21 protein-coding genes and 2 pseudogenes are annotated in these 24,252 nt (G+C 66.4%); 9 read left to right on the top strand and 14 right to left on the bottom strand.

Annotation, left to right across the window (positions count from 1 at the left end):
- Nucleotides 1–16: 16 nt before the first annotated feature.
- Nucleotides 17–1,058: pseudogene (locus tag DAD99_RS22145) on the top strand (glycoside hydrolase family 32 protein).
- 83 nt (nt 1,059–1,141) lie between these two features.
- Nucleotides 1,142–1,522, top strand: a complete 381-nt coding sequence (locus DAD99_RS22275) for a GH32 C-terminal domain-containing protein (RefSeq protein ID WP_375372190.1) — start codon at nt 1,142–1,144, stop codon at nt 1,520–1,522.
- A gap of 465 nt (nt 1,523–1,987) precedes the next feature.
- Here the strand turns inward: DAD99_RS22275 and DAD99_RS21600 are convergent.
- The 10 genes and pseudogenes from DAD99_RS21600 to DAD99_RS08140 all read right to left on the bottom strand — a co-directional run.
- Nucleotides 1,988–2,140 (bottom strand): annotated as a pseudogene (locus DAD99_RS21600) (ArsR family transcriptional regulator); the annotation flags it as partial.
- 127 nt (nt 2,141–2,267) lie between these two features.
- Entirely contained in the window at nt 2,268–3,518 is a 1,251-nt protein-coding gene (locus DAD99_RS08180) for an AGE family epimerase/isomerase (RefSeq protein WP_193341120.1), read from the bottom strand.
- Between the two features lie 46 nt (nt 3,519–3,564).
- Nucleotides 3,565–3,750, bottom strand: coding sequence for a hypothetical protein (locus DAD99_RS08175; RefSeq protein WP_185263399.1), 186 nt, complete (start codon nt 3,748–3,750; stop codon nt 3,565–3,567).
- Between the two features lie 60 nt (nt 3,751–3,810).
- The gene (locus tag DAD99_RS08170) at nt 3,811–4,554 is read right to left on the bottom strand and encodes a sulfite exporter TauE/SafE family protein (protein ID WP_193341119.1); all 744 of its coding nucleotides are present in this window, start codon (nt 4,552–4,554) and stop codon (nt 3,811–3,813) included.
- Nucleotides 4,555–5,994, bottom strand: a complete 1,440-nt coding sequence (locus DAD99_RS08165) for an NAD-dependent succinate-semialdehyde dehydrogenase (protein WP_193341118.1) — start codon at nt 5,992–5,994, stop codon at nt 4,555–4,557.
- A 102-nt stretch (nt 5,995–6,096) separates the two neighbouring features.
- Nucleotides 6,097–6,912 carry a carbohydrate ABC transporter permease gene (locus DAD99_RS08160; protein WP_011691793.1) on the bottom strand — a complete coding sequence of 272 codons (816 nt, stop codon included), beginning with the start codon at nt 6,910–6,912 and terminating at the stop codon, nt 6,097–6,099.
- Nucleotides 6,913–6,916: 4 nt separating this feature from the next.
- Nucleotides 6,917–7,879, bottom strand: coding sequence for a carbohydrate ABC transporter permease (locus DAD99_RS08155; protein WP_193341117.1), 963 nt, complete (start codon nt 7,877–7,879; stop codon nt 6,917–6,919).
- Nucleotides 7,876–9,162 carry an ABC transporter substrate-binding protein gene (locus DAD99_RS08150; protein WP_193341116.1) on the bottom strand — a complete coding sequence of 429 codons (1,287 nt, stop codon included), beginning with the start codon at nt 9,160–9,162 and terminating at the stop codon, nt 7,876–7,878. The genes DAD99_RS08155 and DAD99_RS08150 overlap by 4 nt, the downstream gene beginning before the upstream one ends.
- A gap of 89 nt (nt 9,163–9,251) precedes the next feature.
- Nucleotides 9,252–10,136: an aldolase gene (locus DAD99_RS08145; RefSeq protein WP_193341115.1), complete on the bottom strand. Its 885-nt coding sequence runs from the start codon at nt 10,134–10,136 to the stop codon at nt 9,252–9,254.
- Nucleotides 10,137–10,148: 12 nt separating this feature from the next.
- Nucleotides 10,149–11,066 carry a PfkB family carbohydrate kinase gene (locus DAD99_RS08140; RefSeq protein ID WP_193341114.1) on the bottom strand — a complete coding sequence of 306 codons (918 nt, stop codon included), beginning with the start codon at nt 11,064–11,066 and terminating at the stop codon, nt 10,149–10,151.
- Nucleotides 11,067–11,201: 135 nt separating this feature from the next.
- On the opposite strand from DAD99_RS08140, the gene DAD99_RS08135 reads away from it, so the two are divergent.
- From DAD99_RS08135 to DAD99_RS08125, 3 genes are all read left to right on the top strand, one after another.
- Nucleotides 11,202–12,344, top strand: coding sequence for a Gfo/Idh/MocA family protein (locus DAD99_RS08135; protein ID WP_193341113.1), 1,143 nt, complete (start codon nt 11,202–11,204; stop codon nt 12,342–12,344).
- Between the two features lie 73 nt (nt 12,345–12,417).
- Entirely contained in the window at nt 12,418–13,200 is a 783-nt protein-coding gene (locus tag DAD99_RS08130; RefSeq protein ID WP_193341112.1) for a DeoR/GlpR family DNA-binding transcription regulator, read from the top strand.
- Entirely contained in the window at nt 13,197–14,117 is a 921-nt protein-coding gene (locus tag DAD99_RS08125; RefSeq protein WP_193341111.1) for a 2-hydroxyacid dehydrogenase, read from the top strand. Before DAD99_RS08130 ends, DAD99_RS08125 begins: the two co-directional genes overlap by 4 nt.
- On the opposite strand, the gene DAD99_RS08120 is transcribed toward DAD99_RS08125, so the two are convergent.
- Nucleotides 14,114–15,502, bottom strand: coding sequence for a phosphomannomutase/phosphoglucomutase (locus DAD99_RS08120; protein ID WP_193341110.1), 1,389 nt, complete (start codon nt 15,500–15,502; stop codon nt 14,114–14,116). The genes DAD99_RS08125 and DAD99_RS08120 overlap by 4 nt on opposite strands.
- 412 nt (nt 15,503–15,914) lie before the next feature.
- Between DAD99_RS08120 and DAD99_RS08115 the strand changes: the two genes are divergently transcribed.
- Entirely contained in the window at nt 15,915–16,679 is a 765-nt protein-coding gene (locus DAD99_RS08115) for an alpha/beta fold hydrolase (RefSeq protein ID WP_227007797.1), read from the top strand.
- A gap of 47 nt (nt 16,680–16,726) precedes the next feature.
- Here the strand turns inward: DAD99_RS08115 and DAD99_RS08110 are convergent, their stop codons facing one another.
- The 3 genes from DAD99_RS08110 to DAD99_RS08100 are packed head-to-tail and all read right to left on the bottom strand — an operon-like array spanning nt 16,727 to nt 20,181.
- A complete protein-coding gene (locus DAD99_RS08110; RefSeq protein WP_193341109.1) occupies nt 16,727–17,668 on the bottom strand; it encodes an aldose 1-epimerase family protein in 942 nt (313 codons plus the stop codon).
- A 1-nt stretch (nt 17,669) separates the two neighbouring features.
- The gene (locus DAD99_RS08105; RefSeq protein ID WP_193341108.1) at nt 17,670–18,893 is read right to left on the bottom strand and encodes an ROK family transcriptional regulator; all 1,224 of its coding nucleotides are present in this window, start codon (nt 18,891–18,893) and stop codon (nt 17,670–17,672) included.
- 10 nt (nt 18,894–18,903) lie between these two features.
- Nucleotides 18,904–20,181 carry an FAD-binding protein gene (locus DAD99_RS08100; RefSeq protein ID WP_193341107.1) on the bottom strand — a complete coding sequence of 426 codons (1,278 nt, stop codon included), beginning with the start codon at nt 20,179–20,181 and terminating at the stop codon, nt 18,904–18,906.
- A 246-nt stretch (nt 20,182–20,427) separates the two neighbouring features.
- On the opposite strand from DAD99_RS08100, the gene xylA reads away from it, so the two are divergent.
- The 3 genes from xylA to DAD99_RS08085 are packed head-to-tail and all read left to right on the top strand — an operon-like array spanning nt 20,428 to nt 24,194.
- Nucleotides 20,428–21,618: a xylose isomerase gene (xylA, locus tag DAD99_RS08095; RefSeq protein ID WP_193341106.1), complete on the top strand. Its 1,191-nt coding sequence runs from the start codon at nt 20,428–20,430 to the stop codon at nt 21,616–21,618.
- A gap of 4 nt (nt 21,619–21,622) precedes the next feature.
- Complete coding sequence (locus DAD99_RS08090; protein ID WP_193341105.1) at nt 21,623–23,128, top strand: xylulokinase; 1,506 nt, start codon at nt 21,623–21,625, stop codon at nt 23,126–23,128.
- The gene (locus tag DAD99_RS08085) at nt 23,112–24,194 is read left to right on the top strand and encodes a Gfo/Idh/MocA family protein (RefSeq protein ID WP_193341104.1); all 1,083 of its coding nucleotides are present in this window, start codon (nt 23,112–23,114) and stop codon (nt 24,192–24,194) included. Before DAD99_RS08090 ends, DAD99_RS08085 begins: the two co-directional genes overlap by 17 nt.
- The last annotated feature ends 58 nt before the right edge of the window (nt 24,195–24,252 follow it).

Below are 24,252 nucleotides of genomic sequence, written 5' to 3'. Positions count from 1 at the left end.
CGCCAATGAGGATGACATCTTCAGGCCCGCCATCCACTACACGGCCAAAAACACCTGGCTGAACGACCCGAACGGACTGGTCTACCACGAGGGCATTTATCACCTCTATTACCAGAACAACCCCTTCGGGAACGTTTGGGGCAACATGTCCTGGGGCCACGCCACCTCGGTGGACCTGGTCAACTGGGACGAGCAGCCCGTGGCCATCCTCTGCGACGCCGAAGAGGACATCTTCCCGGCAGCGTCGTCATCGACCAGCAAAACACCAGCGGCGTCGGCAACGGGCAGACCGCCCCACTGGTGGCAATTTACACCAGTGCCTACAAAGACAGCTCAGCCCGCAGGGGCACACAGGCCCAATCCCTGGCCTGGAGCTCCGACGGCGGCTACACCTGGGCCAAGCACCAGGGCAACCCCGTCCTCGACAGGAACTCCGCAGACTTCCGCGATCCGAAGGTGTTCCGCTACGACGGGCCTCCGGGCAGCTATTGGGTCATGGTGGCGTGGAAGCAAACGAGCACAAGGTGGTCATCTATGGCTCCGACAACCTTAAGGACTGGCACTACCTCAGCAGCTTCGGCCCCGCCAACGCCACCGGCGGCGTATGGGAGTGCCCTGACCTTTTCCGTTTGCCATTGGACGGCGATGAAGAGCAGACCAAGTGGATTCTCACCGTGAATCTCAACCCCGGCGGGCCCAATGGCGGGTCAGGGGGCCAATACTTTGTCGGCCACTTCGACGGTGTGGCCTTTACATCCGAAACAACCGTCACCGAAGGCGGCAGCCAAGCGGGCGAGCTCGACGCCTATCACTGGCTCGATTGGGGACGGGACTACTACGCGGCCGTGTCGTTCAACAACGCACCCGACGGGCGCCGTCTCATGGTCGGCTGGATGAACAACTGGCAATATGGGGCCGTCATCCCGACGTGGCCGTGGCGCAGTTCGATGTCTCTCGTACGCGAGATGTCCCTGGTCACAGACCACGGCCAGCCCCGGCTGTCCCAACGGGCCGCAGACGAATATCGAAAGGGAAACTCACCGTTGGTGAGCTCCTAGTCTGATCTTGAAATAGGTGAAGGAACGCGCCAGCTGGACGCCGGAGCACCGGTAGAGATAATCGACGTGACCTTCATCCCGGGATCCGCAGAGGAATTCGGACTCATCATTCGAGGCAAGGGCACCGACGGAACACGCATCGGCATCCGCCCTCCGAGAACCGGTCCATCATGGACCGGACAAACTCCGGCAACACGGAATTCCATGACGCCTTTGCCTCCACCGATACGGCCCCACTGACACCGGCCTCCGACGGGTCATACACTCTCAGCCTCTTCATCGATCGCTGCTCAGTGGAAGTCTTCGCCCAAAACGGCCAGGTCACCATGACAGGGCTTATATTTCCCGGGCCGGACAGCACCAGTCTGTCGCTATACGCAAAAGGGGGGACCGCCGCCGGCCCCGTTGCCGGTCAGGTCTTTGACAGAACGGGAGATCAGGTCACCGGCGAGTGCGAGTGTTAATTACATGCCCTGGACGAGCTTTCCTGAGTCTTTTTCGCTGTCTCGCTTTCATTCTGTTGCCTACTTCATGCGTCTGGACGTTCCATGCGACATGACCTGGAGGGAATCGGGCCGTCCCTCGCCTCGGGACGGTTTGATCGGCTGCCCAACTGGCCATCTCGTTGGTCCTTTCCTCTGCTCGTCCGGATTGTGATGGCACGTATCCATGTTCTGCGTCGACGGTTCTGATATGACCTGCGGGGGGAGGCCGGGCGTGGAAGCCTGTCGTGGCCGCGGCAAGGGTGCCGTTGGCGGGGAGTTCATAGCTGCCGTGCTCATCTCGGATTGTGCTCCGCGACCTCGCGCTGTCACCTCTCCATGCCATCCGCCCGGTTCCGACATGACCCTGCGAGAGATGTTCGCGAAGCCCCGCGGTGGATGCATGCGCTATGGGGCTGTGGGATCGCCACGTCTATGAACGCTCGGAGGCGGTGCGTATTTGATCACCCAGCGGTCGTGGATGAGGCGGATAGGCACCTGGGTCAGGAAGTGCAGCTTTGCGGCCCGACGGCGAGTGACCGCCGGTCCGGCTTCCTCGAACAGCTCATCGAGCAGGTCCCGGCGGGTGGGCAGGAGAATCCGCTGAAGGAGGCGTCAGTACAACCCAGAATAGGTGACCAATATGATCACCTATTCTGGGTGGCTGGGTATCTAAATAGCGGCTTTCCGCAGGACCCACGAAATGAGGGGCCGCAGGTTTCTCGTGTTACCTGGACGCAGCAAGCCGTGCATCCAGCAAGCCGGCCGCGACTGCTGGAGCAAGCCCTGGTGCCAGTGGAAGTCGCGGGACCACCAGGCAGTGCCAGAGGTGATAGATGTCCGCCTTGCCGGACCACACGGTCGAGGTGACATTGCCGTTCTCGTCGAGTTCCTGCTTCCAGGACCCGTGCTCGTAGTCGATGAACCAATCGCGGGCGTGGTCCCAGATTCGCTCGTACCAGTCCGCGTACTTCTGGTCACCGGTGGCGATGTAGAGGGCTGCCGCGCCTCCAATTGCCTCGGCGGGAACCCAGCGGATGCGGGTGGTGACAACCGGCTTGCCGTCCCAGTCGACGGTGTATACAAATCCCGGATGACCGTCCGGTTGCCAGGCGTCGCGAATTGCGGCGTCGAACAAGCCCCGTGCATCGTCCAGCAGCCAGGGCGGAACCTCCATGCCGCGGGCTTCGAGCCCGGCACGGACATGCAGGAGCAGGCGTGCCCACTCAACCCAGTGGCCGGGTGTTCCGCCGTACGCGCGGAACTGGCTGGCCCGGTCATCGGTGTTGTATTCCGGCATGGGGTTCCACTCCGGGTCGAAGTGCTCGAAAACCCGGTAGTTGTTGTTGCGCGCAAATTCGTGGATGAGCACCTCGGCGATATGGAGGGCCCGTTCGAGCCAGCGGTTCTCCCCGGTCACATCGGCGACGATGAGGTACGCCTCGACGGAGTGCATGCTCGCGTTCCCACCACGGTAGGCTTCGGTTTCCGTGAACTCCCGGTTCCAGGAGTCGAAGCACATGCCGGCGTCGTGGTCCCAGAACCTCGTGTCAGCGATTCGCAGCGCCTCGTCGAGCAATTCCCTGGCGCCCGGGCGCTTGGCGGCAACGGCGCTGGCAGCAGCGAGCAGCACGAATGAGTGCTGGTAGCCGGACTTGGTGTCGTTTGCCGGTCCATTCCCGTCTATCTCGGAATACCAACCGCCGAACTCATCATCGTGGAAGACTCCGTTGAGCGCAGTGATGCCGTGGTCGACGAGTGCCGCAGCACCAGGCCGTCCCATGAGGGCAGCGACGGCGAAACTATGGATCATGCGCGCAGTAATCCAGAGGTGGGTCGGCTTGTCGGTGAACACGGCGCCGTTGTTGTCGAGCCAGCCGAATCCTGTGGGCACCTTTGAACCCGCGGCGAAATTGATCAGCCGATCGGTTTCGGCCTCGAGCCATCGTGCGTGAGCGGCACTGTTCAGCCACGTCATGTTATTTCCTCTCCATGGTGCGGGTGCAATTGAGAATGATGCCTAATTAGCGGGTGCCGAAGTCGGAATCTGTATAAGCGCCTGCGCCACGGGCAGCGCCCCGGCAGTTGCATTGGTCTCCTACTTCGAGCTGGATGGTCACCGGAGCGCCCGCATCAATCGTCAGGGAGACGGTCTCGCCCTTTATGGTGGACACGCGCAGGAGGTTTTCTTGCGGAGAAACGACTGTCATAGCCGGCCTTTCGTTGGTGGTTCGGTGGATGGGATGGGGGGATGGGTGCCGCAGCGGCTGTTAGCCGACGACATCGAGCACGCCGCGGATGATGGTGGCAGCCGCTCCGAGGTACGCCAGGACGATCAGCAGGACCTGGGCGGCCCGGGTCGGGACGAACCGGGCAGCGACGTCGCCCAGCACCAGGCCTGCGAGGCAGGCCACGGCGACGGCCACCCACATTCCCCATGGCAGCGCGGGGAACGTCTCCGGGGCAGTGAGGGCTTTGGAGATCAGGGAGAACACGCCGATGGTGAAAATGTAAGGTTGCATGGTGGCAGCGAAGGATTTGTGCTGCCACCGGGTGGCGATGGAGTACATGCTGACGGCAGGCCCGCCCACCCCGGCCGCCGTGTTCATGAACCCGCTCAGGCCGCCGGCCGCGAAGAGGTAGCGGCGGCGGCGAGGCAGTGTGGCGGACTTGAGGCCCAGCAAAACGGTGAGCCCGACGGCGAGGAGCACCCCGATGGAGATCTCCAGCACCGCCGGCGGGATGAGCCGGATCAGGAAGGCCGCCGGGATGATCCCCAGCAGCGCCGACGCCGCCAACGCCACGTACCGCTTCCAGTCGATGTCCCGCGCCACCCGGAAGATGATGGCTCCCGCCGTCACGGCGCCGCAGAGGTTCACCAGCACCACCCCTTCCACCGGGCCAAGGAGCAGGACCAGGAAGGGAGCGGCCACCAGCGCGAAGCCCATGCCGGTGATGCGCTGCATCCCGGCTCCCATGACGACGGCGCCCAGCACCAATCCGGTGGTCAGCATTTACGGCTTCCAGGCCACGTACTGGACCTCCTCGAACTCCTCGAGCCCAAGGCTTGATCCTTCGCGGCCCAGGCCGGACTGCTTGGCACCGCCCATGGGAGCGAAGGCCACGGAGGGGAGGGGATCGTTGACCCCCACGATGCCGGCTTCCAGGCGTTCGGGGATGTCCCAGGCGCGCTTGGGATCGCGGCTCCAGAGGTACGCGGCGAGGCCCATCTCGGTGGCGTTCGCCTTGCGGATGGCGTCCCCATCCGAGGTGAAGGTCACGACGCCGGCCGCCGGGCCGAACACTTCTTCGCTCACCAGGGGTGCGTCGTCGGGGACGTCCGTGAGCAGTGTGGGGGCCATGAACGCGCCGCGCGCCGGAACCTCGGTCCGCTGCGTGACGCGGCGGGCGCCGCGCGCGAGGGCGTCGTCCACCAGGGCCTGGACGGCGGCTACCCGATCGGCGTCGATCATGGGGCCGAGGTCCGGAACGTCCGAACCGTCGTCGGGAACGCCGTGGCCGATGCTCATGGCGTCGAACCGTGCCGCCAGTTTCTGTGAAAATTCCTCGGCGATGCTGTCCTGGACCAGGAACCGGTTGGCGGCCACGCAGGACTGGCCGGTGTTGCGGAGCCGGCCCAGGACCGCGCCGTCAACGGCTGCGTCCAGGTCCGCGTCCTCAAAGACGATGAACGGTGCGTTGCCGCCCAGTTCAAGCAGCGGACGGACCACGCGTTCTGCGGCGGAGGCCATGATCTGCTGGCCCACGCCGGTGGATCCGGTGAAGCTGACGGCCCGCACGGCGGGGTGCTGGAGCAGGGCGGCGGTGATTTCGCGCGAGGGTCCGTGAACCAGGTTGACGACGCCGGCGGGGAACCCGGCGTCGTGCAGGACCTCGAACAGGCCGGTGGCGGCGAGTGGCGCCTTTTCGGACACCCGGCCCACCACGGTGCAGCCTGCGGCCAGCATTGCGGCGAGCTTGCGGGCCTGGATGGATACGGGAAAGTTCCAGGGGGTGAGGCTCAGTGCAACGCCGATGGGTTTGCGGAGGCTGAGGTGGCGCCGGCCGTGGAGTTCGGGCGGGCTGACGGTGCCGGTGGAGCGGCGGGCTTCCTCGGCGAACCAGCGGAAGTACTCCACCGAGAAGTCCACCTCACCCTGGGCTTCCGGGAGCCGTTTTCCGGCTTCCAGGGCCAGGGTGTGGGCCAGTTCGTCGCGGCGTTCGGCCAGCAGGCCGGCGGCGTTCCGGAGCAGGTCCGCCCGGTTGCGCGCGGTGGTCCGGGACCAGGAACCGAAGGCGTCGGCCGCGGCGTCTGCGGCCGCAGTGGCGTCTTCGGCGGTGCCCCAGGCCACTTCGCCGACCGTGCTGCCGTTTCCGGGGTCGGTCACGTCCTTGGAACTGCCGGCTGAGAGCCAGGTTCCGTTCACCAGGTGTCGGGCTGATTTCAGGTTCACGTGTGTTGCCTTTCGTTGGGCTGGTGGAGGTCCGGGACCGCCGGACGGGCGAAGCGGACTTCCGTCCAGGAGGGCGTCGCCGGAACAGTCATGGCTGCTGCCTCATCCCTTGCTAGCTCCGGCGGTGATCCCGGCAACGAAGTAGCGCTGCAGGAAGACGTAGGCCACCACCACGGGCAGGGATGCCAGGATGACTCCGGCGAACAGCAGCGGGTAGTTGGTCTGGAACTCGCCCTGGAAGCTGAGCAGTGCCAGCGGCAGGGTCCGGTTGCCCGGGGACTGGATGAACAGCAGCGGGTAGAGCAGTTCGTTCCAGTGGATCACGAACAGGAAGATGGCCGCGGCAGCAACGGACGGGGCGGACAGGGGGAGCGCGATGGACACGTACGTCCGCCACGGGCCGGTGCCGTCAATGGAGGATGCCTCGTACAGTTCCTTGGGCAGGGTCCGCATGAACCCACCGAGGATAAAGACGGCGATGGGCAGGGTGGACACAACATTGGCCAGCACCAGGCCTGCCAGGCTGTCCAGCAGACCCAGCCGGCCGAACAGGACGTACAGCGGCACCATGTTGGCCTGCGCCGGGATGGCCATGCCCAGGACCAGGAAGCCGAAGATGGCCCAGGCCATGAACCCCTTGAGCCGGGAGATGGCGTATCCGGCGAGGCTGGCCAGGAACAGTGTGAGCGGCACGGAGATGGCGGTGACAATCACGCTGTTCGTAAAGGACGAGCCCAGGTCCTGGCCTCCGATCACCTCGGCGTAGTTGGCCGGGGAGAGGGACTGCGGCAGGCTGAACGGTCCGGCGAAGAGTTCCTGCGTGGACTTGAAGCTGCCGAACCCAACCACGGTCAGCGGAACGATGATGATGACCGCGTAGATTCCAAGAATTGCGCGGCGGCTTAGTGAAGCGAGCATGCTGTCATTCCCCCTTCGGGGTCAGCCGGAGCAACCGGCGCTGGAGCCAGGTGACCAGGGCGATCATCGCCATGAAGATGATCGACTGGGCGGCGGCGTAGCCGAACTCCGAGTTGGCAAAGGTGCTGTAGATGCGGGTGGAGAGGATGTCCAGGGACTGCTTGGGCGGGTTCCCCGCGATGCCCAGGATCAGGTCGAAGGCCTTGAACGACTGGACGGTGGTGTAGGCCACCACGATGGACGTTGCCGGGGCCACAAACGGCCAGGTGATGGATTTGAACTGCTGCCATTTGCCGGCGCCGTCCATTTCCGCCGCCTCGTAAAGTTCCCGGGGGATGGCCTGCAGGCCGGCGATATAGACCACCATCATCTGCCCGGCGTGGAACCAGACCTGCGTCACGGCCACCCAGGACAGGGCCTGGGCATTGTTGCCGAGGTAGGAACCCTGCAGGGCTTCGAGCCCCACGCCGGCCAGGACCGCGTTGGCGAGGCCGAAGTTGGGGTCGTAGATGAACTTCCAGATGAAGGCCACGGAGACGGAGGACAGGATGGTGGGGAAGAAGAACAGGGCCCGGAGCAGGATGCTGCCGCGCGAGTTCTTCGTCAGGAGCAGGGCCAGCACCAGCGAAAAAGCGGTCTGCGCGATCACCACCAACAGCACAAACTTCAGGTTGTTGGTCAGCGCGTTGGTGAAGAGCGAGTCCTTGGTGAAGGCACGGACAAAGTTGTCCAGCCCCACGTAGTTGAACGCCGCCGAGAAGCCGTTCCAATCCGTGATGGCGTACTGAAACGCCTGCAGGGTGGGCATCACCAGGAAGAACGCAATGATGGCGACGGCGGGAAGCGGGAAGAGGTACAGCGCTGGATTCACCCGCGTGGGGGAGCGGCGGCGCCCCTTCGCGGCGCCGGTTTCAGTCCCGCCGTCCGGGGCCTTCCGTTCGTCAGCCATTTTGGTGTGGGTGCTCATAGCCGTTCGTCAACGATCTTCTGGGCGGCTTCGGCGGCCTGCTCGGGGCTGGTGCCCGAGATGACAGCCGTGGCGCTGGCCTCCACCGCGTTGCGGACATCGAGGTTCTGGAACTGGAAGCGGGCGGCCAGCGCGGTCTTTTTGTCCAGCCAGGGGCTGAGTCGCTTTAGGTCCGGGTTGGTGTACTCCACGTTGCTCACGGCCACGTGCTGGGCTGTTTTGTTGGCGTAGTAGCCGGCGTTCTCGGGCTCGGAGAGGAAATCGATCCACGCCGCGGAGGCGGCCTGGTTCTTGCTTGCTGAGTTGACGCCCAGGATGAACGTCGCGTTGTAGGCGCCCTCGAACTTGCCGCTGCCGTCGGAGGTGTTGGGGAACACCAGCTCGATGGGGAACGTCGCGCCCAGGCCGCGGACGGCGGCGATGTGGTACGAACCGGTGGCCAGCATGGCGGCCTTCCCCTGGGAGAACAGGTTCTGCGCCGGCTCCACGGCGGTGCCTGTGGCGTTGGGCTGCAAGTACGGGACCAGTTCCTTGTACTGGCCCAGCATTCTCAGGAACCAGTCGTCGGTGCACTTGAGCTTGCCCTGCTCAATCTGGGCGCACATGTCGTCCACGGGGGCGTTGTTGGCGATCATGCAGTTGAACAGCTGGCCGCCATTTCCGACGTCGCCGCCCGGCCAGGAGATGGGAATGACGCCGGAGGCCGCGAGCTTCTCGCACATGGCCAGGAAGCCGTCCCAGTCCTTCGGCGCGATCTCCGCGCCGGCCTTATCGAACAGGTCGGCGTTGGCCATGGGCATGGGGAAGACCACCTGGTACGGCAGGCCCAGCTGGCTGTCACCGGACTGCCCGGCGGTCAGCAGGCCCGGCTGGTAGTTGGCGGCAGCCTTGCTGCCTTTGAGTTCAGAGTAGATCCCGGCCTCGGTGAAGTTCTTGAACTGGGCGCCACGGAAGGTAGCGAACGCGTCGCCGATGGCTGCACCGCGGACCTTCTGAAGGCCCTGGGCGTTGTAGTCGTTGGAGGTGGAGATGTCCTGGACCACCTCCACGCCGTCGTGCAGCGCCGCGAAGCGCTTGATCAGTTCGTCGAATACCACCTTGTCCTCGCCGCGCCAATGCGCGAAGGACACCTTGCCGGTAATGGCGCCGGTGGCTGGTGCTGCGGGTCCGGTGGTGCCTCCCGGCGCCGTGGTGCCGCCGGGTCCGGCGCATGCCGCCGCAGTTGCTCCGAAGCCCAGGGCTCCGAGAATCGCGATGGCCTGCCTGCGTGAAATCTGACTCACAATATTCTCCTCGTTGAGTGTGTTGCTGTGCCTTGCTTGTTGCCTACGGAATGGCTGTCACCAGGAAGCGCTTGGCGCGTCAGGACTGCTCATGCACTGGTCTTTTGCGACGAGACAACGTCGTCCACCACGGCACAGAGGCGCTGCAGCCGCCGGACGGCGTCCGCGGAGAGGGATTCGACGACGTCGGGGGCACCGATGCAGGACGCCCAGACGGCGCGTCCGGAGAGGAAGCCGCTGGCGCCTTCTAGGCAGGCCCACCGGACCGCGTCGGGGAAAACATCTTCGGGGACGCCGGAGGAGAGGACCACCCACGGGCCGTCGATGGCCCGGGTCAGGTCGGCGCAGGCTGCGCGCACCTCGGCTTCGGGGGCTTGGCCGTGGAAGGGGACCTCGGCCTTGTAGAGGTCCGCTCCGAGGCTGCCGAGTTCCTGCGCGGCGGCGAGGATGCCTGCGTTCCAGTCGAAGTCATCGCCGGAGAGCGGTTTGCGGGAAACGGGCTCGATAATGCTGATGAGCCCGGCGGCCCGGCAGATCTCCACGAACTCGCGCACCATGGCCACGCGGCCGTCGGCGGGCTCGTCCGGGCGGTACAGCACCAGCAGCTTGAGGGCCTTGACTCCCAGAGCGGCGTATTTGTGCGGGTCCACCAGCCGGTCGATGGTGACCTCGCCCACCAGCTCGCCGTGCGCGGATTCAAAGTGGTCGGCGGAGGCGATGAGCCCGCAGCCGGGGTCCACCACGTCGTCCTCGATGGCCTGGTCCAGCGCGAACTGCCGGTCGATCAGGACGCCGGAGGCGTACGGGGTGAGGATTCTGGCGGCCTGGAGCTTGAAGACCTGGAGGTCCTGGTCCGTGACGGGGGCATCCTGGTGTTCGGCGATCATGTTGCGCATCGCCTCGCGCTGGTCGACGGCGAGCATCGCGAAGGCGCCTGACGGGCGCTGCAGGGGGGAAAGATCGGTGGAGGTCATGGGCTGCTTCTTTCAGCTAGGGGTGAGGTTGGAGGCAATGGCGGGGGTGATGTTCTGGTGCGGGATGCCGGAGCGGCCGTCCAGTCGACCGCAGGAGGCGGCTGCGGTGCGGCCGGCGAAGGCTGCCGCGTCCACCAGCGGCAGGCCGGCGGCAACGGCGGCGAGCAGGGCGCCGTGGTAGACGTCGCCGGCGCCCAGGGTGGACACGATGGTGGCGGGCGTCGCGGGCACGTGCACGGCGTCGGTGTGGCCGGTTTTGACCCAGGCCCCTTCGGACCCGGCGGTCGCGACGACGGCGGAGGCGCCGTCGTCGATGGCTTTCTGGAGCAGCGCCGCAACACTGTGGTGGTCGCCGTAGTCGGCGCGGAGCCGTTCGATGGTGGGGACATACAGGGCGACGCCGCGCGGGCTGAAGGACGGGATGGGGTTGCCGGCGTCCACACTGAGGTTCAGGTTTCCGTGGTTGAGCCCGGGGAGGTTGGCGACGACGCTCCAGCCCAGGTGGTCCACGTGCACCCACGCCGAGGATTCCAGGAGTTCGCGGAAGCGCCCCTCGGCCGGGAAGCTGACCGGCGGCACCGGGCGGGTGACGATGGCGCGGCTTTCGGTGGCCTTGCTGACCACGATGACACTTGCTCCGGTTTTGACGCCGGGATCGCGGAACACGGCTGAGGTGTCCACGCCTTCAGCCTGCAAACCGCTGATGATGCGGTCGCCTTCCTCGTCGGTGCCGATGACTCCGGCGAAAGCGGCCTGCGCGCCTGCCCTGGCGGCAGCAACGGCGGCGGTTGCAGCGGGCCCGCCTCCCGCCGTCGTAAAGTCTGTGGCGACAGTGCGGCTGTCTGCAGCGGGATAATCCTGAACCAGGGCTATGGAGTCCAGGGTGGCGGAGCCTATAAAGAGTAGGGTTCCGGATGATGGTTGGGACACGTTCCACCTCGTTGTAGTCGGCTTGTACTGAAGAAATATACACACGCTATGTTGGAATAACAACACTTTCTGTATAGTTCTGTTTGGGATGCAACGCCGCGGTCCCACACTCAACGTAGAGAAACGGAGCAGCTCATGTCATTGCCTTCTGCGGAATCGGTCCGGACCATTCGTTACGGCCTTATCGGTGCCGGCCACATGGCCCGCGAACACGTCCGGAACCTTGCCCTGATCCCGGGAAGCCACATCACCGCCGTCTCCGATCCCCAGCCGTCATCGCTGGCGGAGACCGTTGCGGAAATCGGCTACGAGGTACAAACCTTCTCCCGCCACCAGGACCTGCTCGCGTCCGGACTGGTCGATGCCTTGGTGATCGCCAGCCCCAACGACACGCACCTGGCCATCCTCAAGGACATCTTCGCGAGCGGCACCAACCTGCCCGTGCTGGTGGAAAAGCCCGTGTGCACCACGGCTGAACAGGCGGACGAGCTTGAATCGCTGGCAGCCGACTACACCGCGCCGGTGTGGGTTGCCATGGAGTACCGCTACATGCCGCCGGTGCAGGAGATCATCCAGGCAGCCCACGGCGGCAGGCTCGGCAACGTGTACATGCTCTCCATCGTGGAGCACCGCTTCCCATTCCTGCACAAGGTCGACGCCTGGAACCGCTTCACGGAGCGGACCGGAGGCACGCTGGTGGAGAAGTGCTGCCACTTCTTTGACCTGATGCGGCTGATCCTGCAGGACGAACCCGTCCGCGTGTACGCCAGCGGCGGCCACGACGTCAACCACATGGACGAGATGTACAACGGCAGGGTGTCGGACATGATCGACAACGCGTACGTAATTGTGGACTTCAAGGGCGGGCGCCGGGCCATGCTGGAGCTGTCCATGTTCGCCGAGGGTTCCAAGTTCCAGGAGCGGATCTCCGTTGTGGGCGACGCCGCCAAGATCGAGACCCTCATCCCGGTGGCAGCCAACCACTGGATTGAAGGCGACGAGGCCGAGGCGACGGTGGAATTCAGTCCGCGCTCGCCGCTGGGGCCGGAAATGCACGAGGTTCCGGTGGACGAGGCCGTCCTCGCTGCCGGCGCCCACCACGGCTCCACGTACTATGAACACCTTGGCTACCGCAAGGCCATCCTGGGTGACGGGCCGGTGGAAGTGACGGTTGCCGACGGCCTGCAGTCCGTGCGCATGGGCCTGGCGGCCGAGCGCTCCATCATTGAAGGACGCCCCGTAGAGCTGACGAATGCGGGTGCCGGGCTCAGCCACTGAGTAGATTTGTGTTGGAATTGCAACGCCCCGGCAGGCCAAATTCGCCCGGTTATGGGAAGCAGGAGAAGGGTTTATGAGCAGCTCACCGAAAGAGGCGCCGTTGACGCCCCGCCAGCGCACCATCCTGGACCAGCTCGAGCAGCGGGGCTTCATCTCCACGATGGACCTGGCTGAAACGTTCGCGGTCTCGGACATGACGGTGCGCCGGGACACCCGAGTGCTGTCCCAAAAGGGGCTGGCGCGGGTGGTTCACGGCGGCGTCAGCGCCGTCAACGCCAGCGGGCAGAATGCGGACTTCGCGGCCCGGGTCCGGGAGGATGCTGACGCCAAGCAGCGGGTGGCCCGGGCCTGCGTGTCCATGATCGGCGCGCGGGACGCCATCATCTTGGACGCCGGGACCACCACGTACCAAATTGCTCTGGAGCTGCCGCCGACGTTCGCGGGCACCATCATCACGCACTCCGCGCCCGCGATCCAACGCTGCCTGCAACTGTCGGCGGCGCGGACCATCTGCCTCGGCGGTGAGCTGCTCCTGGACAGCCAGGCGTTCAACGGTCCCATGACGGTGAGCGCCGCCGCCGGCCTCCGGGCCAAAACGGCGTTTATCGGGGTCAGCGGGCTCCACGACGAGGCGTTCTACATTGAGCGGGACGTGGAGCGCGCCACTAAGATCGCCCTTATGGACGCAGCTGAACAGGTGGTGGTGGTGGCAACGCACCAGAAAATGCTGCGGTACGCGCTGGCGCGGCTCGCCGCGTTCGACGCCGTGGACGTGCTGGTGACGGACGCGCCGCCGCCCCGGGAGATCGGGGACGCACTGGGTGCCGCCAACGTCAAGGTCGTGGTGGCCGCGTGACCGGGCCGCTCCGGGTGGCCCTGCCCGAACGGAAGATGCTGGACGCGCTCGAGCCGGTTGCCGGCGTCGAGTTTGTCCTGTGGGACCTCAGCGGCCCGCCGCCGTCTGGCCGTTTCGACCTGCTGGTGCCGCCCTACATGGGCAAGCCTGCGGCGCTGGCCGCGCTGGACTGCGTTGAGGTGGGGCTGGTGCAGAGCCAGTCGATCGGGTACGACGGCGTGGCTGCAGTTCTGCCCGGCGGCTGCCTTTTCGCCAACGCGGCCGGGGTCCATGAGACGTCGACGGCGGAACTCGCGTTGGGCATGATGATCGCCAGCCAGCGCGGGATGCCAGACTTTGCCCGGAACCAGGTGTCCGGGACGTGGGACAACAGCCATCGGCCCAGCCTCGCGGACCGGCGCGTGCTGCTGGTGGGCTACGGGGGAGTGGGGAAGGCCATCGAAGCCAGGCTCCTGCCGTTCGAAGCCCACGTGACGCGGATGGCCAGCCGGGAACGCGACGACCAGCGGGGCCGGATCCACGGGATCGACGCACTCTACGAACAGTTGCCGCTGCACGACGTTGTGGTGATCAGCGTCCCCCTGAGTGAGCGCACACACCAGCTGGTGGACCGGAAGTTCCTGGCCGCGATGCCGGATGGAGCGCTGCTGGTGAATGTGTCCCGAGGCCCGGTGGCGAACACGGATGCCCTGCAGGCCGAGACGTCGTCCGGGCGGCTGCGGGCCGCCCTGGACGTCACAGACCCCGAGCCGCTGCCGGCCAGCCACCCGCTGTGGACCACCCCCGGCGTGCTCATCACCCCGCACGTGGGCGGGGCAAGCTCGGCGATGTTCCCGCGGATGGTCCGGCTGGTCAGGAAGCAGATCTTGCTGCTGCTGGCGGGCGGGGAACCGGTGAACGTGGTGCTGGGCCGCTAGGCCCGGATCTGCTGTAGGACGGCGTCGCGCACCTGGGCCATGGTGGCGGCGTCGGCGGCTTCGACGTTAAGCCGCAGCAGTTCCTCCGTGTTGGAGGCCCTCAGGTTGAACCACCAGTCCCCGCCCTCGCTGCTGACACTGAGCCCGTCGAGTTCATCGATCACGCCACCATTTGCGTAGCTGGCCCGCACGTCCGCCACCTTGCCGTCGACGCCGTCCACGGAGGAGTTGATTTCGCCGCTGGCCGCGTACGGGTCGAACTCGCGGGCCAGTTCGGACAAGGGCAGCTCCTGTTCGCCGAGGGCGGCCAGGACGTGCATTGCGGCAAGCATGCCCGTGTCCGCGTTGTAGAAGTCGCGGAAGTAGTAGTGGGCCGAGTGTTCGCCGCCGAACACGGCGCCCTCCTCGGCCATCCTGGCCTTAATAAAGGAATGACCCACCCGGGTCCGGACCGGCCATCCGCCCGCGGCGGCAACAATTTCCGGCACCGCGCGCGACGTGATCAGGTTGTGGATGATCACCGGATTGGCTTCCCCGGCGGCCTGGGCGCGGCGGATCTCCCGCACGGCAATCAATGCCGTAACGGCCGACGGCGTCACTGGCCTTCCTTTCTCGTCGACCACGAAGCAGCGGTCGGCGTCGCCGTCGAAGGCCAGGCCAATGTCGGCGCCGTGGGCGATGACGGCGGCCTGCAGGTCGCGGAGGTTCTCCGGCTCAAGGGGGTTGGCAGGATGGTTGGGGAACGTCCCGTCGAGCTCAAAATACAGCGGCACAACCGTGAGCGGCAACGCAGGGTGGAACTGGTCCCCAAGGACCGCGGGAACGGTCAGGCCCGCCATGCCGTTCCCGGCGTCCACCACCACCTTCAGCGGCCGGACGGCATCCAAGGGCACCAGCGAGCGGAGCTTTTCGGCGTAACCGGCGAGCACGTCAAGCCTGGACACAGTGCCCTGGGCCGCGGCTGCAGGGATCCCGTGGTCGACATACTGCTGGGCCAGGTCCCGGATGGCCGTGAGCCCGGTTTCGGCGGAGACCGGCACGGCGCCGGCCTTGGCCATCTTGATCCCGTTGTATTCCGCGGGGTTATGGCTCGCGGTGAAAATGGCCCCGGCCATGTCCAGGGCCCCGCACACGTAGTAGAGCTCATCAGTGGAGATAAGGCCCAGGGACTTCACGTCCGCACCGCGCCGGGCAGCGCCGGCCGCAAAGGCGCCGCTGAAGCCGGGTGAAGAGTGCCGCATGTCCCCCCCGCAGGCGATGGTCTGGCCGGACAGGCCCAGCACGTCCACAAACGCGGCGCCCACGGCTTCGGCGCTTTCCGCGCTGATGGAAACGCCGACAAGGCCCCTCACGTCATAGGCCTTAAAGGACGGTGTCAGGTCCATATTGCTCCCGGGAAGTCATGGCCATGCGCATCAGTAGCTATGCAAACATGGATTGTTGGAATTTCAACACAACTTTAGCAGGTGAAGATGACATCTCACGGAAACGGCTCAGCCACAATTTTGCCGTCTGACTGGGCTGTACAGCCGCCGGACTGTCCCGGATTCCGCATGTCTCCGCGGGTGCCCCATGACTACCGGGGTTGGAATGCAGTCCGGGTCCCACCTCGGGCACGTGTTTTCCCTGCTCAGGGCCCTTGAACCGCTGACTTGAGGTCGTAAATTCTGGGTCCCCGGGGCCTATTCTTGCTGGACGAGGGTTTCCTTGTTGTACCGGCCGCTGCCGGTTAGAGGAGACTGAGGCACGCAACTGAGCCGCCGTGCAAGGTCCGCAATCCAGCAGGGGAGAACCGCCATGATCCAGACCGTCCAGTCCGCTGACGGAACCACCATCGCCTATGAGCTGGCGGGGTCCGGGCCGGCGCTCATCCTCGTGGGCGGGGCGCTGAACAACCGGCATTCCGCCGCCAGTCTGGTCCCCTTGCTGGCGGACGCGTTCACAGTGGTCAGCTATGATCGCCGCGGGCGTGGTGACAGCACGAACACGCCGCCCTATGCCGTCGACCGCGAAGTCGAAGATTTGCGAGCACTCGCGGCCGCAGCGGACGGCCCCGTGCATCTGTATGGACACTCCTCGGGAGGGATTCTGTCCCTGGAGGCGGCCGCGGCGGGAATCCGTGTCGGGAAGGTCGCCGTCTATGAACCGCCCTACCTGACCGGCGGCGGCGATGACTGGCAGACTTTTGTGGGCAAAGTACGCTCCCTGGCGGACAGCGGCCGCGGCAGTGAAGCGGTCGAGGCATTTTTCCGGCACGCCGGTGCCGGCTTTGACCCTGGAATGACCAGGGCGCCCTGGTGGCCGGCGTTGGTGTCCCTGGCACACACGTTGCCCTACGACCTGACGCTCTCGGCCGACGGCGGTGTGCCGGCAGACCGGTTTGCGGGCATCGCCGCCCCCGTCCTTGCCCTGCATGGTGGCGCCAGTGCTTCCTGGGCAGCGGCCTCTGCCACCGCAGTGGCCGCTGCCGTGCAGGACGGGCGGAAGAACGTCATCGACGGCCAGGTTCACGCGGTGGCGCCCGACGCCGTCGCTCCCGTCCTGCTGGAATTCTTCCGCTGACACTCAATCACGGTCTTGCCCATCGCGGGCGGTGTTTAACCCCTCGGTCAGTGACGGAAGTGGATGCTCCACTGTAGCTGCCAGGCCTGGGCGGGGCCGAGCCAGCGCAGTCCTTCACCGCTGTTGAACGCATCGGGGGGAGCGGTCATCGGTTCCACCGCGACCGCGGTAACCATCCCGTTCCCCGTTGGGAAGCGCTTAGTGGTGAATGCCTGGACATACCCGAATGAGGCGTCCATGTGCAAACGTACCTGTCTGCCGTCCGGCGCCTCCAAGTAGTGGGCGGAGCCGCCGGAGCGGTCCCGGCGAACATCTGCCCAGGCATCGTCCAGGTTCACTGTCCCGATGGTCTGTCCGGCCCGTAAATCGTGCCGGGTTCCGGCGACGCCGGTCGTAGTTCCAGTGGGGTTTTGCCGGTCGTCGACTTCAATGTGGGTGTCGGCATCGATGAACAGTTTCAGCTCATCCGTGGCCACCGTTCCCAAACGGAGGAATGGATGGGCGCCCACTGCCACGGGAGCCGGACGGGTACCGCTGTTCTTCAGAAGGTGGGTGACGGTTATGCCGTCCTCTGTCAGTTCGTAATGGACGGATGTTTTCAGTTCGAAGGGATAACCCGGCTGTGCTGAGATGTCGGCGGTTAGGGTGATGCTGCCCTGGGTCCTACGTGCGATGCGATAGGCCGAGTGTGAGAGGAGTCCATGCATGGCGTTGTGGTTCTCCGGCTCCGTTATGTCCAGCTGCAGGCTCTCGCCTCCATACGTCCAGCAGCCGTCGGCCACCCGGTTTGGCCACGGGACGAGCACCCACCCGGCGCAAAATGGCGGCTCCGCATCGACGGGGTATTCCTGGATCAGGGCCACACCATCCACGGTGAGGCTGCGCAGGCTTGCGGCGACTTCCGTCACGACGGCGTGCTGGTGGCGGCCGCCGATGGTGGCCGTGAGGTCAAAGAATGCGCCCATGGGCGAGGGGTTCGGGACGGGCATGTCAGCCTTCCGGGAGGGCGGGCGCGGGCAGGGTGCCCAGGCTTGCGGGATCGGCCAGGAACCGGGTGAAGGCGAGCTCGGCGGCGCCGATCATCATCAGGTCCGGGCCCAGCGCTGAGCGGTGGATTTTGAATTCGTCGGCGGGGCCGTCCAGGGCCTGGGACCGGATGAGCCGCTTCAGGGTGCCGGGGGAGAGTCCGTGCAGGACGCCCAGGAAGCCGTCCAGGACCAGTGCCTCCGGGTTGAACATGTTGACGGTGTTCCGCAGCGCGATGGCCAGGTACTCCAGCTGCCGGTCAACTTCCTCCGTTACCCCGGTGCCGCCGGTGTTCCGGAGCGCGCGTTCCAGCTCGGTGGCGTCGCCGCCGTCGAGCCCGGCAAGGTCGAAAAGCCGGGACTGGGAGACTTCCGTCTCCAGGCATCCGGTGGCGCCGCAGTGGCAGCTCTGCCCGGCGGTCCGGACGAAGGTGTGGCCAAGTTCGCCGGCGTAGCCGGAAGCGCCGCGCAGCAGCACGCCGTCGCAAATGACCCCGCCGCCGATGCCGGAGGCGCCGCCGTTGACGTAGACCAGGTTTTCCCGGCCGGCGCCGGCGCCGAAGATGAGTTCGGCTTCCGCGGCCAGGGAGGCGTCGTTGGCGGCGCTGCACTCGTAACCGGTCGCGTCGGTGAGCATTTGGGCCACGGGCTCGTTGCGCCAGCCCAGGTGGGGGGCGTGCCGGACGACTCCGTCCGCCCGGTTGACCAGCCCGGGCACGGCGATGCCGATGCCCGTGATCCGGTAGAAGGCCTCGAGCTCGGAGCGCATGCCCTCGATGACCGCAGCGGCACTGTTGACGGCTTCCCGTGCGGTGGGGATCCGCTCCGTGGCGAAGCGGATCTTCCGCTGGACTTTCCCGCCGAGGCTCACCAGCCCGATCGTCACCGCGTCGATCTCCGGGTTGACCGCGAGGGCTGCCGTGGACCGGCACGGGTGCACCTCGGGGCTGGGCCGGCCCACCTGGGCCTCGCCGGTTGGAGCCGTCTCATAGACCAGCCCCCAGGCCACGAGCTGGCTGATCAGGGTTCCCACCGTGGACCGGTTCAGGCCGGTCCGCTTGGTCAGCTGGGCCCGGCTGAGGACGCCGTGGTGGTGGATGAGGGAGGTGAGCAGCGCCAGGTTGTTCCGCCGTGACGGATCCGGCTCGGCGGACGGCGGGGCGGGGCGCGGGATTGAGGTGGGCATCATCGCGAGATTATCAGCTGCCGAACACAGTGCGGTCCAGGAAGCTGTTCCGGAACTTCCCGGCCGGATCCAGGCGGTCCGCTAGGGCGGTGAAGTCACCGAAACGCGGGTAGAGCGGCGCCAGGGTGCCGGCGCCGGCGTCGAACAGTTTGCCCCAGTGCGGGCGGGCCCCGAACGGTGCCAGTTCCGCTTCGATCAGCGGCAGGATGGCCTCAACGGCCGGCTGGTCCGGGCGCCAGGTGAAGTGCAGTGCGATGCCGTCGCGGCCGTAGTTGGGACTCATCCACAGCCTGTCCGCGGCGACGGTGCGGATTTCGCCGACCAGCAGCAGCGGGGTGACCACGTCCGAGAGCCGGCGCATGGTGCGGAGCGCGTCAGCGGCGTGCTCGCGGGGGAGGAGGTATTCGCTCTGCAGCTCATCGCCGTTGCTGGGGGTGAATTCCAACCGGAAATGGGCCAGCCGGTCCGACCACGGGCCCGGCACGCCGAGCTGTTGGGTGCAGATACTGCCGGAGGCCGCGGGCAGCGGGTGCAGGGCCGCCGTGGCGGGGGTGCCGCCGAAGAACCCTGCTTGGTCCGGGACGGGATCGCCGGTGCGGCTTTTGAGCCAGGCCTGCCCGATGGTTGATCCGCTCCAGTCGGTGAAGAGGCTCACGCTGTAGGCGGCGGATGTTACGGCGTCGAAGTTCGCCAGGACCTGGTCCCAGCCGAGATTTTCAAACACCCGCTGGCTGACTTCGAAGCTGGGTTCGATGTCCAGGGTAAGGCGGGTGACGATGCCGAGGGCTCCGAGTCCCGCCACCATGCCGTCGAAGTAGGCGTCGCCCCGGCGGGCGGAAAGGAGTGTGCCGTCGGCGGTGACCAGTTCCAGTGCCCGGACGGCGGTGGCGAGGTTGCCGTTGGCATCCCCGGAGCCGTGTGTGGCCGTGGCGACGGCGCCGGCTACGGAAATGTGCGGCAGGGACGCCAGGTTGTGCAGGGCGAAGCCCTGACGCTGCAGCTCGGCGGCGAGGGTTCCGTAGCGGACGCCCGCGCCGACCGTCACGGACATGCTGACCGGGTCCACGCTGATCCCGGCGTCCGGCCGGCCCGCATCCAAGCGGTCAAGGACGACCAGGGTGCCGGAGGTGTCCGCAATGTCATTGAACGAATGCCGGGAGCCCAGCGCCCTTACGTGATTTGCGCCGGCCACCTGTTCCTGCAGCTCCGCCACACTGGCCGGGTGGGCGATCCGGGGCGCGCGGTAGGTGTGGTTCCGGGCCCAGTTACGTTCCGTCACGAGCTGCTCCATTACAGGCCATCCTTAGCTTTGAGCCTCAGGGGCCCGGATTTAGTGTTTTCTAAAACATAACCCTACCGGTAAGGCGGGTTCGGCGGAAAGCCTTTTCTGCGGAGGGTTGGTGCAGCAGAAAATTTTTCCGGAAGTGGTTGACATCACCACGATTTCGAATATGTTTGGTTGCAGAACATTTTACGCGGGTCGCTACCAAACGGCCCGGACCGGCACCATCCACCACAACACTCTTTGGAGCTTTCAATGGCGATTCAGCCCACCCGTGAAGACAAGTTCTCGTTCGGCCTCTGGACCGTGGGCTGGCAGGCCCAGGACCAGTTCGGGTCCGCCACCCGTCCGCCGCTGGACACCGTGGAGGCCGTCAACCGGCTCAGCGACCTCGGCGCCTACGGCATCACCTTTCACGACGATGACCTCTTCCCCTTCGGCTGCTCCGCGGCTGACCGCCAGCGGGAAATCGACCGCCTCACCGGTGCGCTGAAATCCACCGGCATGGTGGTCCCGATGGTCACCACCAACCTGTTCAGCCACCCCGTGTTCAAAGACGGCGGCTTCACCAGCAACGACCGCGGCGTGCGCCGCTTCGCCCTGCGCAAGGTGCTGGACAACATTGACCTCGCCGCTGAACTGGGCGCCGAGACGTTCGTGATGTGGGGCGGCCGCGAAGGCAGCGAGTACGACGCGGCCAAGGACATCCGCGGCGCCCTGGAACGCTACCGCGAGGCCGTGAACCTGTTGGGCGACTACGTCACGGACAAGGGCTACAGCATCCGGTTCGCGATCGAGCCCAAGCCCAACGAACCCCGCGGCGACATCCTCCTCCCCACCCTGGGCCACGCGCTCGCGTTCATCGAGACCCTGGAACGCCCCGAACTGGTAGGCGTGAACCCCGAAACCGGGCACGAGCAGATGGCCGGGCTGAACTTCACCCACGGCATCGCCCAGGCCCTGTACCAGGGCAAGCTCTTCCACATCGACCTCAATGGCCAGCGCAGCATCAAGTTCGACCAGGACCTGGTGTTCGGCCACGGCGACCTGCAGAACGCGTTCTCGCTGGTGGACCTGCTCGAAAACGGCGGGCCCGACGGCGGCCCCTCCTACACGGGCCCGCGCCACTTCGACTACAAGCCGAGCCGCACCGAGGACATGGACGGCGTCTGGGACTCCGCGGCCGCCAACATTCAGACCTACCTGCTGCTCAAGGAACGCGCCAAGGCATTCCGCGCCGACCCCGAGGTCCAGGCAGCCCTGCTGGCCTCCCGGGTGGCCCAGATTAACGAGCCCACGCTCAACGCTGGCGAAGGCCACGAGCAGCTCCGGGCCGACCGGTCCTCCTATGAGGACTTCGACTCCGGCGCGTACTTCGGCGGCAAGGGCTTCGGCTTCGTGAAGCTGCAGCAGCTCTTCATCGAGCACCTGCTCGGCGCGCGCTGAACCCATGACACTAGTTGCCGGGGTGGACTCATCCACACAAAGCTGCAAGATAGTCATCCTGGATGCCGTAAGCGGCGCCCTGGTCCGCGAGGGCCGCGCCGGGCATCCGGACGGCACGGAGGTCCACCCCGACCACTGGTGGCAGGCCTTGTCAGAGGCCATCAACGACGCCGGCGGGCTGGGCGGCATCAGTGCCCTCTCTGTCGGCGGGCAGCAGCACGGCATGGTGCTGCTCGACGCCGAGGGCAACGTGGTGCGGCCGGCACTGCTCTGGAACGACACCCGCTCGGCGCAGTCCGCCGCGGACCTCACCGCCGAAGTCGGCGCCGAGGACTTCTCGCGGCGGACCGGGCTGGTCCCGGTGGCGTCCTTCACCGTCACGAAGGTCCGGTGGGTACGCGATCACGAACCGGAATCCGTAGCCCGGGTCGCCGCCGTCGCCCTGCCGCACGACTGGCTCATGTGGCGCCTGCGCGGCTACGGCCCGGCCGGGTCCAGCCCGCTGGGCCCGGACCTGGAACAGCTGACCACTGACCGTTCCGATGCCAGCGGCACCGGCTACTGGAGTCCTTTCTCCGGCAGCTACGACCTGGACCTGTTCAAGCTGGCATTCGGGCGCGACGCCCGGGAAGCCGGGGCAGCAGGGGAGCACGGCGCGGCGGTCATCCTGCCGCGGGTTGTGGCCCCCGGGGATTCTGCCGGAAGGGTCCACCCGGATTGCTTCGGTGCCGACAGCGGCACTGTGGTGCGCGGAGCCGGAGACGGCAGCATCATCCTCGGCCCCGGCGCCGGGGACAACGCCGGTGCCGCGCTCGGGCTCGGCGCCGGGCCAGGCGACGTCGTGGTTTCGGTAGGGACCAGCGGCACGGTTTTCGCCGTCGCCTCGGAACTACATTCGGACAGCACCGGCACGGTGGCGGGGTTCGCTGATGCCGGCGGGGCATACCTGCCCATCGCCGTGACCCTGAACGCTGCCCGGGTCCTGAGCTCCATTGCCGGGGTGCTGGCTGTGGACTTCACGGAACTGGCACGGCTGGCCCTCGAGGCCGAACCAGGCGCCGGCGGTGTAGTCCTGGTCCCCTATTTCGAGGGCGAACGGACCCCCAACCTGCCCCACGCCAAGGCAAGTTTCCACGGGCTCAGCATCGAGTCCACCACCCGGGCCAACCTGGCGCGCGCCGCGATCGAAGGCATGCTCTGCGGGTTGTCCGGAGGCCTGGACGCGCTGCTGGAGCTGGGCTACCCGGCCCGGCGGCTGCTGCTGATCGGCGGGGCGGTACAGAATCCGGCGCTGCAGCGGATTGCCGCGCAGGTGTTCGACGTCCCGGTGGTGATCCCCACCCCGGGCGAGTATGTGGCCCGCGGGGCCGCCGTGCAGGCGGCCTGGGCGCTGACCGGCGACCGGCCGGCCTGGCCCGTTGCCGTGGACGCCACCCCTGCGCCGGATTTCCACCCGTCCATCAGCGCGAACTACAAGAAGATGGCCGCACACAGTGACTCCGGTAACTGAACCGCGCCTTGTCGCAACGCCGCTGCTGGCAGCTGGTCTTCACGACCCGCTGCCGGCCACGGGCCGTCCGCTGCGCTGGGGCGTCATCGCCACCGGGCGGATTGCATCCATTGTGGTCAGTGACCTGGCCTTGCTCCCGGACGCGGTCCTTCAGGCCGTGAGCTCCCGGACGCAGGCCGGCGCCGACGCTTTTGCCGCCGAGTTCGGCTTCGTCAGTGCTTACGGCGACCTGTCCGACGGCGGTCTGTCCGGCCACCGGCGGCTGCTCCAGGATCCCAGCGTGGATGTCGTGTACATTGCGACGCCGCATGCCAGCCACTACCAGGTGGGGCTGGAGGCCCTGGGCGCCGGCAAACACGTCCTGTGCGAGAAACCGCTGACCCTTAACGCGCGGCAAGCGGAGCACCTCGTCAGCGTGGCCCGGGAGCAGAACGTGTTCTTTATGGAAGCCGTCTGGTCCAGGTTCCTGCCCAGCATCCAGCGGGCAGCCGGGATCATCGCGTCGGGCGAACTGGGGGAGGTGCGCTGGATCCAGGCCGATCTCGGCTTCCCCGCACCGTACGACCCGGAAGCCCGGCTGTGGAAGCTGGAGGACGGCGGCGGTGCCCTCCTGGACCTCGGTGTCTACCTGCTGACCTGGGCTCAGATTGCTCTGGGCCAGCCCCAGTCGCTGACGGCCACGTCCGCCCTGAACAGTTCCGGGGTGGACACTGAGACCGCCATGTCCCTCGTCTACGAGTCCGGGGCACAGGTGCAGTTGATGACGTCCCTGACCACAGTGTCCACACAGACAGCCACGCTGTCAGGGACCAAGGGGACGCTCAAGTGCAATGCGCCGTTGTTTGGTCCGACGGAACTGACCATCACGACGGGTCCGGGCGAGACCCGCGTGGAGAAGTTTGTTTTTGCCGGCGGCGGCTACACGTACCAATTGCGCGAAGTGATGCGCTGCATCCAGCAGGGCATGACCGAGAGCCCGACCATGCCGTTGGCGGACACGCTGACCATCATGTCCCTCCTGGACGAGGTGCGGAGCCAAGCCGGAATCCGGTACCCGGGCGATTAGCTCCACCCCGTTCCCGGATGCAATGGCAGCTCCAGAGGCTCAGTGGTCGACAGACCCT

The sequence above is a fragment of the Pseudarthrobacter sp. AB1 genome, from assembly GCF_014926485.1.
Lineage (GTDB): Bacteria > Actinomycetota > Actinomycetes > Actinomycetales > Micrococcaceae > Arthrobacter.
The sequence above is the reverse complement of the archived record's forward strand: the minus strand, read 5'-3'. Positions and strand labels throughout refer to the sequence as shown.

Bases quoted from the DNA above. Each gene is read 5' to 3' on its own strand.
- DAD99_RS08180 (WP_193341120.1), bottom strand. From the start codon at position 3,518: ATGACGTGGCTGAACAGTGCCGCTCACGCACGATGGCTCGAGGCCGAA.
- DAD99_RS08175 (WP_185263399.1), bottom strand. From the start codon at position 3,750: ATGACAGTCGTTTCTCCGCAAGAAAACCTCCTGCGCGTGTCCACCATA.
- DAD99_RS08170 (WP_193341119.1), bottom strand. From the start codon at position 4,554: ATGCTGACCACCGGATTGGTGCTGGGCGCCGTCGTCATGGGAGCCGGG.
- DAD99_RS08160 (WP_011691793.1), bottom strand. From the start codon at position 6,912: ATGCTCGCTTCACTAAGCCGCCGCGCAATTCTTGGAATCTACGCGGTC.
- DAD99_RS08155 (WP_193341117.1), bottom strand. From the start codon at position 7,879: ATGAGCACCCACACCAAAATGGCTGACGAACGGAAGGCCCCGGACGGC.
- DAD99_RS08145 (WP_193341115.1), bottom strand. From the start codon at position 10,136: ATGACCTCCACCGATCTTTCCCCCCTGCAGCGCCCGTCAGGCGCCTTC.
- DAD99_RS08135 (WP_193341113.1), top strand. From the start codon at position 11,202: ATGTCATTGCCTTCTGCGGAATCGGTCCGGACCATTCGTTACGGCCTT.
- DAD99_RS08130 (WP_193341112.1), top strand. From the start codon at position 12,418: ATGAGCAGCTCACCGAAAGAGGCGCCGTTGACGCCCCGCCAGCGCACC.
- DAD99_RS08120 (WP_193341110.1), bottom strand. From the start codon at position 15,502: ATGGACCTGACACCGTCCTTTAAGGCCTATGACGTGAGGGGCCTTGTC.
- DAD99_RS08115 (WP_227007797.1), top strand. From the start codon at position 15,915: ATGATCCAGACCGTCCAGTCCGCTGACGGAACCACCATCGCCTATGAG.
- DAD99_RS08110 (WP_193341109.1), bottom strand. From the start codon at position 17,668: ATGCCCGTCCCGAACCCCTCGCCCATGGGCGCATTCTTTGACCTCACG.
- DAD99_RS08105 (WP_193341108.1), bottom strand. From the start codon at position 18,893: ATGATGCCCACCTCAATCCCGCGCCCCGCCCCGCCGTCCGCCGAGCCG.
- DAD99_RS08100 (WP_193341107.1), bottom strand. From the start codon at position 20,181: ATGGAGCAGCTCGTGACGGAACGTAACTGGGCCCGGAACCACACCTAC.
- xylA (WP_193341106.1), top strand. From the start codon at position 20,428: ATGGCGATTCAGCCCACCCGTGAAGACAAGTTCTCGTTCGGCCTCTGG.
- DAD99_RS08090 (WP_193341105.1), top strand. From the start codon at position 21,623: ATGACACTAGTTGCCGGGGTGGACTCATCCACACAAAGCTGCAAGATA.